Genomic DNA, 16598 nt, shown 5'->3' with positions numbered 1-16598 from the left:
GGGGGGGGGGGGGGGCGGTGGGTTGCGTGGGTTCGTGCCCAGACCCCAGCGTGTGGGGGGGGGCCGTGCAACCGGGCGCGGCTGGCTATATCACCCTGCCGAACGGGGCGCTGCGCGCGGTCGCCGGCGCGCTCACCGGGTCACGAGCTGCCCGCAACACGCCGGTAGATCCGGTGCTCGCCGATCGCGTGGCGATGCTGACCGAACGGGAACGGGAAGTTGTCGCCGCGGCAGCCCACGGTGACGACAACGACACCATCGGCAGGCGGCTGTCGATTTCTCCGTATACCGTCAAGACCCATCTGAACCGAGCCATGCTCAAGCTCGACGCCCGCGACCGCGGCCAGCTCGTAGCCCTGGCGCACAAAGCAGGCCTGGTCGAATGATCCTGTTGTACTGCCGTCGCACTACGCCCGCCGTACACCGCATGCGGTATTTCGACGCTGCGAGGAAACGATGCCGTCGCAGCCTTTCGTCACGATCCTGGAGGAGCGAGTGGAGACCCGTCTGCTCATTCCCGTGCCGAAAGGATATTCATGGCCATCTTCCTCTCCCGGGTCGGGCGAGCCGGTGCGCGGCATCCGGCCCGTGCCGTTCTCGCCTGGGTGGTGCTCCTTTTTCTCGCGCTCGGCGGCGCCGCCGCCGGAATGAGTTCGGCGCCGCCGCCTGCCGACGGCGACACCAGCGCCTTCCACATCCCCGGTGCCGAGTCGACCGAGGCCATGGGAGTCCTCGACACGAAATTCCCGGCGCCACAGTCTCCCGAGGATGCTGGGACGCTCGGATTGGTGATCCGCAGCACCGGCCCGGGCGGAGTCACAGAGGGGCCCGGTCGTACGACCGTCGACAATGCCCGGACACAACTGGGTGAACTCCCTCACGTGGCCGCGGTCTCGGATCCTTTCGATCCCACAGCCAGGTACCTCTCGGACGACGGAACGACCGCAGTCGTCAACGCCGAGTTCACCGAGCTGTCCGACAGCAATCGATCCGCGATCGATGCGCGGGTAATGGTAATCGCCGACGACCTGCGCGGCGACGGTGCCGAGGTCGAGGTCAGTGGCGGGCTGCACACAGAGAGCCCGGAGATCTTCGGGCCGACCGAGATCGTCGGTGCGGTGATCGCGTTCGTGGTGCTGGTAATGACCTTCGGATCGCTTGTCGCAGCGGGCGCGAACATGCTCGGTGCGCTGATCGGCGTTGCTGTCGGCATCCTCGGGATATTCGCCTGGACACTGATCGAGCCGATCGGGGAAGTCACTCCCATTCTGGCGGTGATGCTCGGTCTCGCCGTGGGCATCGACTACTGCCTGTTCATCCTGGCCCGCTTCCGTTCGGAGCTGATGGCGAGGCGATCAGTGGACGAGGCCGTGGCGAGGTCGGTCGGGACGGCGGGGTCGGCGGTGCTCTTCGCCGGCGCCACGGTGGTCATCGCCTTGGCCGGGCTGAGTGTCGTGAAAATCGGTTTCCTCACCGAGATGGGTTTGGCCGGAGCGTTCGCCGTCGCGATAGCGGTAGCCATGGCACTGACACTCCTGCCGGCTCTGATGAAGGTCATGGGACATCGGGCCCTGTCACGCCGTCAGCGCGCCATACTCGCCGACCAGGCGAACTACGCCGTGGGCGGCGTCGCCGCCGACAAACCCACTCCGCTGGACCGCTGGGCAGGTGCGGTCACCAAGCGTCCCGTGCGGAGCGTCCTCGCCGTAGTGATCGGTCTGCTGGTGATGGCGGCACCCGCCCTGGGATTGAAGTCGGCGGTCGCGGTTCCCGGCGGCGACGACCCCCAGTCGACGCAGCGCGCCGCCTACGCGATGATCGAGGATGAGTTCGGTGGCACCCAGAGCCCTCTGGTCGTGCTCGTGGAGGGACAGATCGGCCCGGCGGAACTCAACGCCGTCGCAGCGCAGATCGAGCCTCTCGACGAGGTCCGGACCGTGATTCCCGGGGCCGTGTCCGCAGACGGTAGCGCCGGGATCGTCCAGGTGATCCCCGCGCACGGACCGATCGACGACTCCACACGCGACCTGGTGCGCGAGATCCGGACAACAGTGGACCCAGGTGCGGGCCACACCCTGGCGGTGACAGGTGAAACGGCAGTGAGCATCGATACCGCCGGCACTCTGCAGCAGGCTCTGGTGACCTACGTCGGTCTCATTGTGGTGTTGTCGTTCCTCCTGCTGGTCCTGCTGTTCCGTTCGCTGCTCGTCCCGCTGATCGCCGCCCTCGGCTACCTGCTGTCGTTCGTGGCCGCACTCGGAGCCACCGTCGCGGTGTTCCAATGGGGCTGGCTCGACACGCTTCTACCCGCACCACAGGGTGATCCGCTGCTGAGCTACCTGCCGATCATCCTCGCCGGAATCCTGTTCGGCCTGGCGATGGACTACCAGGTCTTCCTGGTCTCCCGGATGCACGAAGCACACGAGCGGGGTCTCTCGCCCCGCGAGGCGATCTTGGAGGGCTTCGGCCGTTCGGCACCCGTAGTGGTCGCGGCGGCCGCGATCATGACGGCTGTATTCGCCGGATTCGGGTTCAGCTCGTTTACCACTGTCGCCTCGATCGCATTCGGCCTCACCGTCGGTGTGGTCGTCGATGCCTTCCTGGTCCGGATGATCCTGGTTCCGGCCACGCTGGCGCTACTGGGCAAGTCCGCGTGGTGGCTCCCGGCGTGGTTGGACCGCGTTCTGCCCTCCATAGACGCGGAAGGCCACGCATTGGACGAACCACCGGCGGCGGCCGAGCGCAAGCACGCGCACACCCGCTGAGAGTCCGCCGCGAACGGGCACTGGGTGAGGCGTACGCGCTCGCCTGGTGCCCGTCGACATCCGGCTGCGCCCGCCTGGCTTTGTGAATGTGCTTCACGAGTTGCACAATCACACGCCGTAAATATCGGTGTGAGAGAAGAGAACTCGGGATCGGTCGGACGCGTCGGCAGGTGGAGGGAACGGTCGCCGACCGTATTCGAACCGCTCGACGCATTACTTCCTCCTGATGCGGTGACGGCACCTGCGGACAGGTCGTCACCGCTGAGCCCGGGTCCCGCCGCGCGGTGGGACCCGGGTGCGGGTTGTCTCAGCCGAGGCTGAACGGCTGACCCCAGACGGTGACAACCTCCTTGGCGGTAGCGGTTTCGACCTCCACCTCGGCGAAAGCCCTCGCTTGCGCATAACCCGCACAACCCGCGAGCCCGATGGTGCTGTTACGCCAGCTCACGCTCCCGCTGGTACCGGCGAGCGAGGAGAAGGGCCGATGCGATTCCGAGCCGAAGGCGTCCGGGGCTTCCAGGTCCAGCAGGTAGAACTTCTCGGCCTGCCCCGGCCCCAGGCTCAGATTCCCGCCGAGACTGCCGCCGGCCGACTGCTTCTCGCCCGACAGATCCGTACTGTAGTTCGCGCCGCCGTTGGCACCGCCTCCGGCGATATTGACCTGGCAGCCGACCACATAGCCGGGCTTGATGCTCGAGCGCGCCGGCGCCGACAGTTCGACCTGCGCACTGGCCGACACCCAGACGTTGCGGTGCAGCGGAGTGGCGCCCATGGACGGGCTGATCGTGGCCGATTCTCCGACGATACGCACCGTGACCGCGGTGCCGTCGCCGAGAGTTTCGCTGATCGCGGCTCCGGGCAACGGTATGAAGGTGTCGGCGCCGGCGATACCAGTGGTTGCCAACCCCACCGATGCGGCCGCCACAAAAGCGGCGCGGGCAATTTTCCTGGGATCAAACATTTCGAAACCTCTCCGGGTTCACGACTTGATGAGAAGACGAGCATTCGGAAAAACGTACGTGCTCATCCGATGCTGAACGGAGCACCGTAGAGAGTGGTCTTCGAATAATGATCGCCGATGATTTCCACGACCGTGTAGGCCCGGGCCTGGGCATAACCGCCGCATCCCTGGATCTCCATTTCGAAATCCCGGTAACCGAGACTGTAGACCCCGGGCCGGAGAATATCCTTGAAGCCGATCCGGACGAATTTCACCTGACCGGGCCCGATCTGGATACCGGCCGAACCGCTCAACCCGGCACCGTTGGTACTGACATTACCGGAAAGCCCTGCGGTGACGGCACTTTCGCCGATACTGACCTGGCATCCGACGATATAACCGGTACTCACCTGCGAAGCGCCGTGAGTCGACGAATTGTTCGTACCCGGCCAATTCTCCGGCGTCGAATAGGGACCGGGACGTTCCACGGCCGGCGTGTGCGCGATATCGGCGGTGACGGTACCGGATACCCACACCACCCGCCCCACCCCGTTTGCCGCCATCGACGGCGACACCACGGCATGTTCGGCCGTACGGGTGATCGTCGCCCCGTGGGCGGCCTCACGACCGTCGGGCAGCGGCACGAACGTATCGGCCGTGGCGTGGCCGGCGGCCAGCATTCCGACGGCCGCGAATACCGCACCTATTCCACCCAGGCGCATACCACCACGGAGGCCGTGGGCATACGGGCGGCGTGGGACATTTGCTTTCATCTGTTGACCCTCATCTCGATCGAAAGCGGTCATGCCGGTATCGGCAATGTCTTTCCGGTCGGTCGCCGGAAGAATATGGGCAGGTCACTACACCGCATGTCGTGCCCATTTTTCGAACAATGAGCGCGTGAAGTATCCCGGGATGAGTAGTCCGGGCAGGCGAAGCGACTCCGATCAACCGAACCGAATTGATTCGATGATCAGCACAATGGATGCGGCGATACCGCCACGGTTATATCGGGCGTGGCGAGTTGCCGCCGTCCGGTATTCCGGGTGGCGGACAGAACACCGCGGCTACCCGGTTATAAGGTTTGGGTTGCGGTCATGATGTTCCCTTCTTCTTCCTCCGCTACGCCGCGTGGCGCGAATTTGCACGCCGGATGCGGAAGTCCGCGGGCACCGGCCGCTGTTCGGCGTTCGGCCGATCGAAGGCCGGCGCAACAGCGCGGACCGGTCGCCGCGTAGCGGTCGGCAACCGTTGAATCGACCGGTGCGGTCACCGGCACCGCTCGGTGCGGCCGGCGCATTCCGGACGATTCGATATCGACCGTAGGCCGCCCCCCGCAAAGGAGACCATCGCCACTCCCGCTCAGCGAGAAATACGTTCGTAACGCACTGTTCGGCACCATCCGTGCCGTGCATAGCAACCTCTCGGCTCCGCGTGCCTGAGCACCAAAAGGTTGCGGCCGGCCGGATCATGCCCGGCCGTGCCGCGATCACTGGCCGGAAGGAGCTGAACGCCGACAGCCCGGTGATGGTCATGCCGATGGAGGCGAACGACCCTATCTGTGGTGGCCCCCAGAGTCATCACACCGCAACGGTCGATCTCGGCTGCGAGGTCGAGTGGCGCGATCTCATCGATGTGCCCGGCGCGATGCCTCCTCGACTTCTGCATCGGACATAGCCAGCACAACACTCGAACTCGATACCGTCGGATCGCCGCTGTACCGCAGGTTGGTCGACCCGGGATCACCCGCACACCGGCGTCGGCCAGGGCTCAGCCGCACGTTGCCGTGAGCGAAACCCGTGCCTGCCTCATAATCCACCTTGCGAGGACGTCCCGGCGATCGGAACACGTAGCACCCCGGCCGGCGGGGTCCAGAACTCAGATAAGACGTTCGACGATCATCGCCATGCCTTGCCCGCCGCCGACACACATGGTCTCCAGCCCGAACTGCTTGTCATGGGTCCGTAGGTTGTTGATGAGTGTGGTGGTGATGCGTGCGCCGGTCATCCCGAAAGGGTGCCCCAGCGCGATTGCACCACCGGAGACGTTGAGCTTGTCCTCGTCGATCTCCAGGCCCCGGGCAGAACCGAGCACCTGCACCGCGAAAGCCTCGTTGATCTCGACCAGATCGATGTCGTCGATCGTCATACCCGCCAGCCCCAGCGCACGCTTGCATGCCTCGACCGGACCCAGGCCCATGATCTCCGGCGACAGCCCCGATACGCCCGTGGACACGATCCGGGCCAGCGGGGTAAGGTCGAGTTCCCGCGCCCTGATGTCGCTCATGACGACCAAGGCGGCGGCGCCGTCGTTGAGTGGGCAGCAATTGGCTGCGGTGACGCTGCCGTCCGCGCGGAACACCGGCTTCAGCTGTGAGACACCGTCGTATGTGACGCCGAGGCGTGGGCAGTCGTCAGTGGAGATGATGGTGCCGTCAGGCAGAGTGATCGGGGTGATCTCCCGCTCGAAGAAGCCCTCGTCAATCGCCTGTTCGGTGCGGTTCTGCGAGCGCACAGCCCAACGGTCCTGCTCTTCGCGGGTGATGCCGGTGAGGGTGGCCACGTTCTCCGCGGTCTGGCCCATGGCGATGTAGATATCGGGAATCAATCCGTCCTCGCGAGGATCGTGCCAGACGCTCGCGCCGCCCGTTGCGGCCTCCGCGGTGCGGGCCCGGGCGTGGGCGAACAGCGGATTCTGGGTATCGGGCCAGCGATCGGCCGAACCGTTGACATACCGCGACACCGTTTCCACACCCGCCGAGACGAATACTTCCCCCTCGCCCGCTTTGATCGCGTGGAACGCCATCCTGGTCGACTGGAGCGAAGATGAACAGTAACGGTGCACGGTGGTGCCCGGCACAAGGTCGTAGCCCAGCATGACGGCCACATTGCGGGCGAGGTTGAAGCCCTGTTCTCCCGCCGGCGACCCGCAACCCAGAATGAGGTCGTCGATCTCGGCAGGATCGAGCTCCGGCACCTGATCCAAGGCGGCGCGCACGATCTGAACGGCGAGGTCATCGGGCCGTATGCCGGCGAGGGAACCCTTGTGGGCACGACCGATGGGGGAACGCGCAGTGGAGACAATGACGGCCTCGGGCATGGGGACTCCTTTGCCAGAAAACGGGAACGCCTGATCGCGAGCCGACCTTGCGACCGCCTCACGGTAGATCCGCGAACCACCGTCAGCGGCAGGCTTCCCGTCAGGCGGAATCACCGGCCGGCGACCAGGCGCTGCCGGTTACCGCAGCGGCAATCAGGAGGTCGACGGCGATTGAACCGATTTCGGCTGCACCGCGCGAGTTCGCCGCGATCGATCGTCCGGGTGCAGCCACTGTTCCCGATCAACGGAATCGTCGCTGTCGACCGGACCGATTGCCTCCTACCGTTGGCCCGCACTATCCCCCGAGAAAGGAACCCGACCCATGTCCGACCGCCAAGCCATCATCGATGTACTGAACCAGTACAGCTACGCGCTCGACACTCGCGACTGGCCGATGCTCGAGGACGTATTCCATCCCGACGCCACTGGCGATTACGGCGGTTTCCAGGCCGAGGGACGGGCAACGCTGATCCAGACCATCTCTGGGTTCCTCGACCCATGCGGGCCTTCTCAGCATCTTCTGGGGAATTACCACATCACTGTCGAGGACGATGAGGCGGTCTCGAGTTGCTACATCCGTGTAGTACACATCGGCAAAGGCGAACGCGCCGGCCTCCAGCCCTACGAGTCCATCGGGACCTATCACGACCGCCTGGTACGTACTCCCGCGGGCTGGCGGATCACACACCGACGTTTCGACGTCCGGATCGAACTGGGCGATATCGCCGTTCTCGGAGCACCGAAAAGCTGAGTCTCCACCCAACGCAACCTGACTACTCCAGCCGTTCATATCGGCTGAAGCAGTCAGGTTTCCCGGGTCAGCGACTCCCGAGTTCGATCTGCGCGAGGAAGAGGTTCTGCGTTGCCTGCTCGCGATAACCGGCCGCGTCCCGCACACAGTCCGGGCACCAGTGCCCGGCGCTGAGAATCAGCCGTGGAGACCCGCGGAATTCGTGGCCGCGCGCACATGTCCATTCGAGCGGCGTGGCGATTTCACCGGTGGCCATCTCCGGAGAACGGAGCACACCACCGCGGAAATCGGCCACCCCCTTCATATCCGCGGTATTCCATCGATCCACAGGTTTGTCCTCGTCATATCCGTGGTCGAGACGGTGTGGCGTACGGTCCGGTTGTGGCGGTGAAAACGTACTCCAGTCGCCGATCGCCTCCCACTCCGACCGGGAACCGAAATACGCGTCGATCGCGGCCTCGTCGCCGGCGCGTACATAGCTCATCGTGCCCCGGTGCTTCCGTGTAAGCGGCGCCATCACCAGATGTTTCACGATGAACGGAGGAATGCGCCCCGCGTTGCGCACCGAGGCCGGCGCGGCCGCGACGGCGCGGCGCAGGGCGACGGCGAAGCTGTCGCGACGGAATGGGACAAGTTCATCGAGGCGATCGGAGTCGGTGTACCACTGGCCGTGGAAGTTCCGGGTGGCAAACCAGTTCCGCTCGTACCACCCGCGCACGTCCCGCACACCCATGGCTGCGGCCATCTCGGTCTGCAACTCCCAGTTCGTGAGGCGCCAGGGCTCGCCCCCGCCGATGTTGTAGACACCCTGCCAGAATTCCTTCGGTGCTGCGCCCGTACAGATCTCGGCCAGCAGCCGGGATGCGTCCTCGACCGACACCCACTCCATCACCCCCGCGAACGGCGAATGGGTCATGATCGGATCCCGGATCTCCAGCATGCCCGGGTGGAATATGCCGGTCTGCCGCAACCACACCCACTTCGGAAGCCCCGACTCGACGAGTATCTTCTCGGCGATGATCTTGCTCTGCCCGTACTCGTCGTACCGGGCGACACGGAGCGGGTCCCCCACGCGACCCCAGTGGTGTGGCGGATTACGGTCGCCGGTCTCGGCGACCGTACCGATCATCACGACCCCTATCGCAGCGGGATCAGGTTGCGCTCGCACAGCACGGACGATGTTCTCGGCGCTACCGACGTTGACACGGTGGGCGAGTTCAGGATGGTCGTCGGCAAACGGAGATACCACGGCTCCCACATGCAACACGTAGTCCGCACCGGTTACACAACGAAGCACCGCGTCGTAGTCGGTGAGATCACCGAAGACGACCTCGAGGTTGTCCATCTCTTCGAAATCACGCATCACCGCCCGATCCTGATCGGTAGGCAGCGCCAGCGCGACCACGTGGAACGAATCCGCGCGCTCGCGGAACTCACGCAGAATGTAGCGCCCCCAGTTTCCCGTCGCTCCGGTGAGAAACACCCTTGTCGGTGTTGTGGTCGGCATCGTCACGCTGTGTCCTTCCATAGTCCGCACCCCCATCCGGCAAGGCCGTGGCGGAAAGCCTCTATACAGGGCGTCACCGCGCCCGTCGAAACCGTTATCGCGCGCCCGCCACATCAGTATATGCAGCAAATGTCGCATAGCGCGCGAGCGCGTACAGGCGGTGGAAATGCCGCACCCCTCCGAGCCGCAATCCCGCCACTATGCGTCACATGTTGCACATGTCTCCCGCTGAGTGGGATAGGTGAGATCTGCATCACTCAATAGATCTCATGCTGTCGGTCGTGATTCTCGTCTCAGCAGATATCGCTGGGACACATCCGACTTCATTGAGGAAGATCCGATGAAACTCCACCGGTCCACCATTTCCGCGGCGCTCCTGGCCGCTGCCCTACTGGCGGGCGCCGCACCCGCACACTCCGAGAACTCCACTGCCGCGCCGGTCGCCTACCAAGCGAGCATTGCAGGATCCTCCGTGGTCACCACGCTGGAGCACGGCCGATTCGACCTCGATACCGCGGCCGGGTCCATTGTGCTCAGTGACAACGGCGGCCAACGACTCGAATCGCTGCCACTGAGTTACTCCTTGGACGGCCAACATCTGCAGTTGCACCACACGATCTCTGCCGACGGCCGCACGCTGACGCTGGCTCCGGACACGACCGCCCTGAACCGAGCGGCACTGCGGCCGGTCGCGTCGCCGCTGGAGAACCAGCTCGCGATGAACGATCTCATCAACGCGGTCAGCATCGGGACCTCGCTCGGCACCCTGGTCGGAACCGCGATCGGCGCGCTGGCCGGCGTTGGAGTCGGCCTGGTGCTCTCCGGTGCAGCCTGTGCGGTGCTCAGTCTGGCGTGCGTGGTCGCGGTGCTACCCATCATGAGCTTGACCGCGGGTGTCGGCGGAATTGCGGGTCTTGTCATCGCGGGCGGCCCGGTCGCGGCCGCGGCCGCATTCGAGTACGTCACGGTGCTGAACGCACCGCCCGGCACAAGCAAGTACGCCGATCAGACACGCGGAAAACCGGGTGGCGCTCCGGCACCGGTCACCGGTCCGACTGCTCCGGGACCAGCGAAATGATCACTCGCGCAATAACGTCAGGAACTATTGCCATCACGGCGATCCTTCCGGCGGCGGCCCCCTCCGTATCGGCCGATCCCGGCGCTCCAGCGCAGTTCCGGACAGTCGTCTCCGGCACCGCGGTAGTCACAACGCTGGAACACGCGACCTTCGCGCACGCCGGAGACGGGCGAGCGGTGACTGTCGTCGATGCCCACAACCAGCCCCTGACCACGCTGCCACTGACCTACTGGCTCAACGAACGTCCCTTTGCCATCAAGGAACAAATCGCCGCCGACGGACGCACACTCACCCTCACACCGGACCTTCCCACCACGCATACGGCCGCCCCGCACCCTGTGGCCTCGCCGATGGAGGAGCAACTCGCACTCAACGAACTCTCCACCCAACTGACCCGGAACGCCGGGCTCGGAGGGCTCGCGGGCGCCGCCGTCGGCGCCGCGATCGGCGCGGTTCTCGGCCTCGGATCGTGCCTGGTAGTCGGACCGGCTTGCTTGGCAACGGCACCGGCCGTGATCGCCGCCTTTGCCGGGGCCGGAGGTGTCGTGGGCACCCTCGTGGCCGGCGGAGCAGCATTGTCCGACGCCGGGTGGAAGTACATAGTCACGCTCCAAGCCCCGCCGGGGCAGAGCCCTTATGCCGGCCAGGACGGCATTCTCGACCAGGACGGGACCGGCGTACCCGACGCAAACCTTCGCCTGCCATCTGGTTCGGCGGGCGGAATGAACAGCGGCTCCGCCAGCGGCTCCGGCGCCGGATAGCCGGAAACCGGACTCAGGCGACCCTGGTGATGGCCCTGCCGTCACCAGGGCGCGTCACGGAGACTCCGTTCGAAACGGTGATGTCCGGCAGCATGTCTCGGGCCGCAGCTCGATCACCCAGCGAACAGCGCTTGCGGCACCCCTTGACCGAGGCCCGGGATCACAAGCAGCGACCCGGCCAACGGCTCCGGCTCGATAAGGCCGGTGCGGGCCGTAGTGATGTAGAGATCTGTGAGATCGGAACCCCCGAAACCGCAGGCGGTGGGACGGCGGACAGGTAGTGGCAGGACCCGGTCGAGCACTCCTTCGGGGGTGTATCGCCGCACCTGGCCGCCGTCCCAGAGCGCGACCCATACGGCGCCGGCGGCGTCGACGGTCAAACCGTCCGGCACACCGGCGCCGGATTCGATCTCGGCGAAAACCGCGCGCCCGCCGATCCGTCCTTCGTCGTAGCGGAAGACATCGATTCGTCTCGTCGGTGAGTCGATGTAGTACATGCGATCCCCGCCGGGGCTCCAGCCGATCCCGTTGCTGACCGTGACATCGTCGAGTACGACACGCCGTTCACCGTCCCCGTCCACGCACAACAGGGTGCCACCGCCGTGTGCTTCGTCGTAGCGCATGGTGCCGGCCCAGAGCGCGCCGTCGGGGGACACTGCCGCGTCGTTGCCGCGGCATCCGGGTACCGGCCGGTGGTGCAGCCAGCTGAATTCCCGGTCGGGACCGTACAGGCCTATTCCGTCACGGAGGTTGACGACAAGCCCACCACCGGCCCGGGGCTTGGCGGCCCCGACATGCTGGAATGTGGTGACGGTGCCGACCGACCCGGTGGAGGGGTCGAGGCTGTGGATCGCCGAACCGAGGATGTCCACCCAGAGCAGCCGCCCCGCCGCGGCGTCCCAGGTTGGGCCTTCGCCGAGCTCGGCCTCCATCGAGACCGCCTCGCAGAGATCGAATCGCGCACTCATGACGCTGTGTTGCCGCGATAACCGAGGGCTTCGGACAGCGTCTCCGCGCCGAAGGCCGCGAGTCGCGCCAGCTCGATCCGCCGATCGCGCGACCACCGACTGAGCGGAACCGAGATCGACAACGCGGCCACCACACTTCCGGTCCGGTCGTGGACGGGGGCGGCCACACAGGACACGTCGATATTCGATTCGCATTCCTCGACCGCGGTTCCGGCGCGACGGGCTTCGGCCAGTTCGGCGCGCAACGTGTCGACATCGGTGATGGTGTTCCGGGTCAGCGACTCCAAGATCCGGTCGTCGGGCAGCCGGGTGCGCAGTTCTTCCTCCGGGAGCGAGGCGAGCAGCATTTTGCCCACGGCGGTGCAGTGCCCCGGGAGCCGGCGGCCCGCCGCGGAGACCATGCGCACGGTGTGCGTGGAATCGACCTTGGCAATGTAGATGACATCGGTGCCTTCGAGAACCGCCACATGGACGGTTTCGCCGCACTTCCGGGAGACCTGTTTCGCGGCGAGTTCGCCCTCGCTGACCAGGTCCAGCTGGGCGGCATAGCGGCTGCCGAGCTGATGGGTGCGCACACCGAGCCGGTACCGGCCGCCTTCCTCGGCTACCAGGTAGCTGCGGGTCACCAGGGTCGCGACCAGTTCGTGGACCGTGGTGCGCGGCAGGTGCAACGCGCCGACGATTTCCGGCGCGGACAGTGTTTCGTGGTCGAGGAACAGCTCGAGGATGTCCAACGCCCGCGTCACGGCGGGAACCAGCCGGCCCATCAGGCGATACCTCCGGGAAGCGCCGGCCACTGTTCGGGCACCGGAAAGCGTTCGAGCGCACCGGGCAGGCGAGTACCCAGCGGCGACATTCCGTCCGCCGGGCCCAGCCGCTGCAGCATATCGAGCGCCAGCCGGCCGCGGCGGACGCGTTCGCGAGCGGTGGACAGCACCGTTTCGCGCAGGTGGGCACCGGCGGGATAGATGGCCGGCGCCTTGGCCAGCCCGAATTTCAGATAGACCGGCGCGCCGCGCCGGATGAGCTCGGCTGCCTCGTGCATCCGGACGTAACCGCCGAGATCATCGGGAGATTCGAGGTACAGGTCCAGCGGGACACGACTCGCCCGGCGGATCTCGGTCAGATGCGCGAGCGTGAGATCGGACGGCACATTCACCGAGTCCGCACCGAGCCGCTCGAAGACCGATACCGCGGCGGGGTTGACCGGACCGATGAGTGCCGAAACCTTGAGTGTGGTGTCGCCCGGCAGATCGCCGTTGACCCGAAGACGGTGCAGCACCCACAACACCCCTTCGTCGGCGACCAGAATGCATTTCACACCCAGTTCGGTGGCACGAATCGCGTCTTCCACGCAGGCCGCGACAGCGGAGTGGCCGAAGGCACGCGGGCCGGTGCCCCCTCCGGTGGTGCGGGTTCCCGCGCCGATATCCCAGGTGGCCCGGGGACCGGTGAACAAGCAGAGTTCGATATCGCGCTCGGCGCAGGCGCCGGCCATTTCGGTGATCTCCGCATCGGTGAGCATCCAGATACCGCTGCCCTGGCTGATCCGGTGGATCGGCACGCCGAGCCGATCGGACTCCGCCAGCACCGCCGCCAAGGCCGCCGGGCCCTCGACAGACGGGATCTCGGTGCGCCACCTGCCACCATCGGGAAAGGAGTGCACCGAAGCGTCGGCCGGATCGGGGGCGGGCCCGGGAAAGCCGATCGTCGCGAGCCGGGTGGCACCGGGACGTATCGGGTGTACTGAGGCGTTCATCGCATACCTTCGGATCGGAGGGTCAGGAGTGTGCCGGTCATGCGGTCGAGCCCGGAAGCAGGAGGATCTTGCCGACGTCCGGTCGCGCCTCCCCCATCAGTGCGATGGCGTCGGCGTACTCACCGAGCGACATTCGATGCGTCGCTACGGACCGCAGGTCGACCAGTCCGGCGGTGAACGCGCGTACGGCGTGCGCCCAGGCCCCCGAGTTCGCGCCGAACACCGTACGAACCTCCACCTGCCGGATCACCAGATCGGCCGGGTCGAGTGGGACAGCGCCCGGCGCCGGTATCCCGGTCAGCACCAGGCGGCCGCCGCGACGCACCAGCGCGGACGATACGGAGGCCGACCTCGCGGAGCCCGCCGCCTCGACGACGATATCGAAACCCTCTGCGTGCGCGAGGTTGTCGTAGGTCAGGTAGGTGTGCGCCCCGTGGCGGTGAGCGCGTTCGGCCGATACCGCACCGCGGCCGACGGCCACCAGTTCACCGGGCGAGGATGCGCCTAGCAACTGGAGTGCGAGAACTCCGAGCGTCCCGGTACCGACCACGGCGACCCGGTTTCCCGGCCGGACCTCCGCGATCAGCGCGGCGGCGGCCACGCAGGCCAGCGGTTCCAGGAGCGCGGCAGCGGTCAGGTCCGCATCGTCGGCCAGTACGTGCAGCAGCCGGGCCGGCAGTGTCAGTGTCGAGGCCATGGCCCCCGGCACGGTGAACCCGGTTTCGGCGTACTCGGCTTCACACAGTGTCGTCTCGCCGGCCCGGCACCGTGCGCACCGCAGGCAACTGCGAAATCCTTCGCCGACGACCTTCCGGCCGATCAAGCTGCCGGGTACGCCCTGGCCGACGGCCTCGACGGTGCCCGACCATTCGTGCCCGGGGACGAGCGGATACCGCACGAACCCGGTCGGCCGGGTGCCGTGGAACACCTCGCGGTCGCTGCCGCAGATCCCGACGGCGTGCACCCGGACCAGCGCTTCGCCGTAACCGGGCGGGCGGGGCGTATGCGCCGCGATCCGGAATTCGCCCGGACGTTCGATGACGAGCTCGTGCCGGCCGGTGTTCATCGCCGGCCCTGGGGGTCACGCTTCTCCCAGCCGTCGGCCCACAGATCGAAGTGCGCCTGCTGCTGCGGGAATTCGGCGGCGGCGGCGGTATCGAACTCGACGCCGAGGCCCGGCCGGTCGCTACGCTCGAAGTATCCGTCGACGACCCGGGGCGCGCCGGACACCACCTTCCGGATCGCCGAATCCGCGAAATCGTTGAAATGCTCCAGAATCTTGAAATTCGGCGTGCAGAAGGCCACCTGCAAGGTGGCCGCGGTGAGCACCGAGCCGCCCACGTTGTGCGGAGCCACCAGCATGTAGTGGGTCTCGGCGGTGGCGGCCAGTTTCCGGGTTTCGCCGATCCCGCCGATATGCCCCAGGTCGGGCTGGATGATATCGGCGACCTGGGAGTCGAAGATTTCCCGGAATTCGATCCGATCATGAATGCGTTCACCGGTGGCAATGGGAATATCGGTTTTCGCCGCCACTTTTTTCAACGCCTTCAGGTTTTCCGGCGGAACGGGTTCCTCGAGCCAGGCCGGGCGGTAGGGCGCGAGTTCGCGTGCCAGGCGTATCGCGGTGGCGGGATTGAACCGGCCGTGCATTTCGAGCATGAGTTCGGTATCCGGCCCGATCGCCTCCCGTACGGCCTCGATCAGGGCGACCGTCCGCATCGTCTCCGCGTGGCTCAGTTCGTAACGGCCGCTGCCGAACGGGTCGATCTTCAAGGCGCGGTAGCCGCGGGCGACGACCCCACGCGCGGCCTCGGCGTAGGCCTCGGGGGTGCGTTCGGTGGTGTACCAGCCGTTGGCGTAGGCCGGGATCCGGTCGGTGACCGCTCCGCCGAGCAGCTGCCACACCGGTACGCCGAGTGCTTTGCCTTTGATATCCCAGCACGCCGTTTCGACACAGGCGATACCGGACATCACGATTTCCCCCGCGCGGCCGTAGTCGCCGTACTTCATCCGGCGGACCAGGTCTTCGGCGGCGAACGGGTCGGAGCCCAGAATGTGGTTGTCCGCGGCCTCGCGCAGGTAACCGAGCAGCGCGTCGGTATGGCCGAGCATGCGGGTTTCGCCGACGCCGGTCAGCCCCTCGTCGGTGTGGACGAGAACGTAGGTCAGGTTCCGCCACGGTGTTCCGACGACGAATGTCTCCAGTTTTGTTATCTGCATGATCTCCAGCCATGTTCGATATTTCGAACGATTTCCGAAATCTCGACAAAGAGTAACCATGGGCGCGCGAAGCCTGTCAAGTATCGAGACTCGTTGACGGATACCACGGAATCAGCCACCATGTGTTCGAAATACTAACCTATGTTCGAAATCTCGAACAGTTGGGATACTCGATGGACGAGCCTTCAGTGTGGAGCCTCGATGCGCGGACCGGTGAGCGACGCCGCCGAGTCGCCGCGGAAAGTGGCGGCGCGGGGGTCGATCGCGTGGTAGTTGCCGCGCACACCGCCCGGGAAGCCCTCCGGGACCGCGGCACTCGCGCACGGTTCCTGCGCGCCGCCGCGACAGCGATCGACACGAACACCGGGCGCCTGGTCGCGGAAGCCGATGCCGAAACAGCCCTCGGCGACAAACGCCTGGCAGGCGAGGTCGCACGCACCTCGGGACAGCTGCGGATGTTCGCCGACGTTGTCGTCGACGGCGATTTCCTCGGCATCATCATCGACCACGCCGACCCGGCCGCGATTCCGCCCCGGCCCGACCTGCGTCGCTACCACGTGCCGCTCGGAGTCGTGGCCGTCGAGCCGGCGAGAAAAATACCCGTGCCCTTAAAGGTTTACGGCGGCGGTTCCGATGAGTTTCGCGACCGTTTCGGCACCGGCACCGCCGAGTAGTGAGACGAAACCGGCGATTTCGCCGTCGGTGAGCCTCGTTGTCACGCCGTCACCGCGGTCGACCTCGGCCTCGATG

At 66.1% G+C, this 16598-nt stretch carries 16 protein-coding genes and 1 pseudogene; 7 read left to right on the top strand and 10 right to left on the bottom strand.

Features of this window, described 5'->3' with window-relative positions:
• Together QH195_RS34425 and QH195_RS34420 are read left to right on the top strand one after the other, a co-directional pair.
• Window positions 1-386: response regulator transcription factor (locus QH195_RS34425; protein WP_280438467.1), on the top strand; the 386-nt coding region annotated here is incomplete at its 5' end.
• 150 nt (window positions 387-536) lie between these two features.
• Window positions 537-2765: an MMPL family transporter gene (locus QH195_RS34420; protein ID WP_280438466.1), complete on the top strand. Its 2229-nt coding sequence runs from the start codon at window positions 537-539 to the stop codon at window positions 2763-2765.
• A 307-nt stretch (window positions 2766-3072) separates the two neighbouring features.
• Here the strand turns inward: QH195_RS34420 and QH195_RS34415 are convergent, their stop codons facing one another.
• Both QH195_RS34415 and QH195_RS34410 read right to left on the bottom strand, forming a co-directional pair.
• A complete protein-coding gene (locus tag QH195_RS34415; RefSeq protein ID WP_280438465.1) occupies window positions 3073-3726 on the bottom strand; it encodes an MspA family porin in 654 nt (217 codons plus the stop codon).
• Window positions 3727-3788: 62 nt separating this feature from the next.
• Window positions 3789-4478, bottom strand: coding sequence for an MspA family porin (locus tag QH195_RS34410; protein WP_280438464.1), 690 nt, complete (start codon window positions 4476-4478; stop codon window positions 3789-3791).
• A gap of 661 nt (window positions 4479-5139) precedes the next feature.
• On the opposite strand from QH195_RS34410, the gene QH195_RS34405 reads away from it, so the two are divergent.
• Window positions 5140-5382: a hypothetical protein gene (locus QH195_RS34405; RefSeq protein ID WP_280438463.1), complete on the top strand. Its 243-nt coding sequence runs from the start codon at window positions 5140-5142 to the stop codon at window positions 5380-5382.
• Between the two features lie 201 nt (window positions 5383-5583).
• Here QH195_RS34405 and QH195_RS34400 read toward each other — a convergent pair whose 3' ends face one another.
• Window positions 5584-6804, bottom strand: coding sequence for an acetyl-CoA C-acetyltransferase (locus tag QH195_RS34400; protein ID WP_280438462.1), 1221 nt, complete (start codon window positions 6802-6804; stop codon window positions 5584-5586).
• 322 nt (window positions 6805-7126) lie between these two features.
• On the opposite strand from QH195_RS34400, the gene QH195_RS34395 reads away from it, so the two are divergent.
• A complete protein-coding gene (locus QH195_RS34395) occupies window positions 7127-7555 on the top strand; it encodes a nuclear transport factor 2 family protein (RefSeq protein ID WP_280438461.1) in 429 nt (142 codons plus the stop codon).
• 67 nt (window positions 7556-7622) lie between these two features.
• Here QH195_RS34395 and QH195_RS34390 read toward each other — a convergent pair whose 3' ends face one another.
• A complete protein-coding gene (locus tag QH195_RS34390) occupies window positions 7623-9062 on the bottom strand; it encodes an NAD-dependent epimerase/dehydratase family protein (RefSeq protein WP_280438468.1) in 1440 nt (479 codons plus the stop codon).
• Between the two features lie 340 nt (window positions 9063-9402).
• On the opposite strand from QH195_RS34390, the gene QH195_RS34385 reads away from it, so the two are divergent.
• Window positions 9403-10140 (top strand): hypothetical protein, encoded by a 738-nt coding sequence (locus tag QH195_RS34385; RefSeq protein WP_280438460.1) that lies wholly within the window; start codon window positions 9403-9405, stop codon window positions 10138-10140.
• 176 nt (window positions 10141-10316) lie between these two features.
• Window positions 10317-10901 (top strand): hypothetical protein, encoded by a 585-nt coding sequence (locus tag QH195_RS34380; protein WP_280438459.1) that lies wholly within the window; start codon window positions 10317-10319, stop codon window positions 10899-10901.
• Between the two features lie 113 nt (window positions 10902-11014).
• On the opposite strand, the gene QH195_RS34375 is transcribed toward QH195_RS34380, so the two are convergent.
• Genes QH195_RS34375 through QH195_RS34355 form a run of 5 tightly spaced genes read right to left on the bottom strand, consistent with a single transcriptional unit; the run spans window position 11015 to window position 15848 of the window.
• Entirely contained in the window at window positions 11015-11869 is an 855-nt protein-coding gene (locus tag QH195_RS34375) for an SMP-30/gluconolactonase/LRE family protein (protein ID WP_280438458.1), read from the bottom strand.
• Window positions 11866-12636: an IclR family transcriptional regulator gene (locus tag QH195_RS34370; protein WP_280438457.1), complete on the bottom strand. Its 771-nt coding sequence runs from the start codon at window positions 12634-12636 to the stop codon at window positions 11866-11868. Before QH195_RS34370 ends, QH195_RS34375 begins: the two co-directional genes overlap by 4 nt.
• On the bottom strand, window positions 12636-13628 hold the full coding sequence (locus tag QH195_RS34365; protein WP_280438456.1) for a hypothetical protein: 993 nt from the start codon (window positions 13626-13628) through the stop codon (window positions 12636-12638). The genes QH195_RS34370 and QH195_RS34365 overlap by 1 nt, the downstream gene beginning before the upstream one ends.
• A gap of 37 nt (window positions 13629-13665) precedes the next feature.
• The gene (locus tag QH195_RS34360; protein WP_280438455.1) at window positions 13666-14694 is read right to left on the bottom strand and encodes a zinc-dependent alcohol dehydrogenase; all 1029 of its coding nucleotides are present in this window, start codon (window positions 14692-14694) and stop codon (window positions 13666-13668) included.
• Window positions 14691-15848, bottom strand: coding sequence for a mandelate racemase/muconate lactonizing enzyme family protein (locus tag QH195_RS34355; protein WP_280438454.1), 1158 nt, complete (start codon window positions 15846-15848; stop codon window positions 14691-14693). Before QH195_RS34355 ends, QH195_RS34360 begins: the two co-directional genes overlap by 4 nt.
• Before the next feature lie 173 nt (window positions 15849-16021).
• Between QH195_RS34355 and QH195_RS34350 the strand changes: the two genes are divergently transcribed.
• A complete protein-coding gene (locus QH195_RS34350) occupies window positions 16022-16522 on the top strand; it encodes a hypothetical protein (RefSeq protein ID WP_280438469.1) in 501 nt (166 codons plus the stop codon).
• Here the strand turns inward: QH195_RS34350 and QH195_RS34345 are convergent.
• Window positions 16466-16598: pseudogene (locus QH195_RS34345) on the bottom strand (cytochrome P450); the annotation flags it as partial. The gene QH195_RS34350 and the pseudogene QH195_RS34345 overlap by 57 nt on opposite strands.

Origin of the sequence: Nocardia carnea, assembly GCF_029868855.1 — a bacterium.
Lineage (GTDB): Bacteria > Actinomycetota > Actinomycetes > Mycobacteriales > Mycobacteriaceae > Nocardia > Nocardia carnea_A.
The sequence above is the reverse complement of the archived record's forward strand: the minus strand, read 5'-3'. Positions and strand labels throughout refer to the sequence as shown.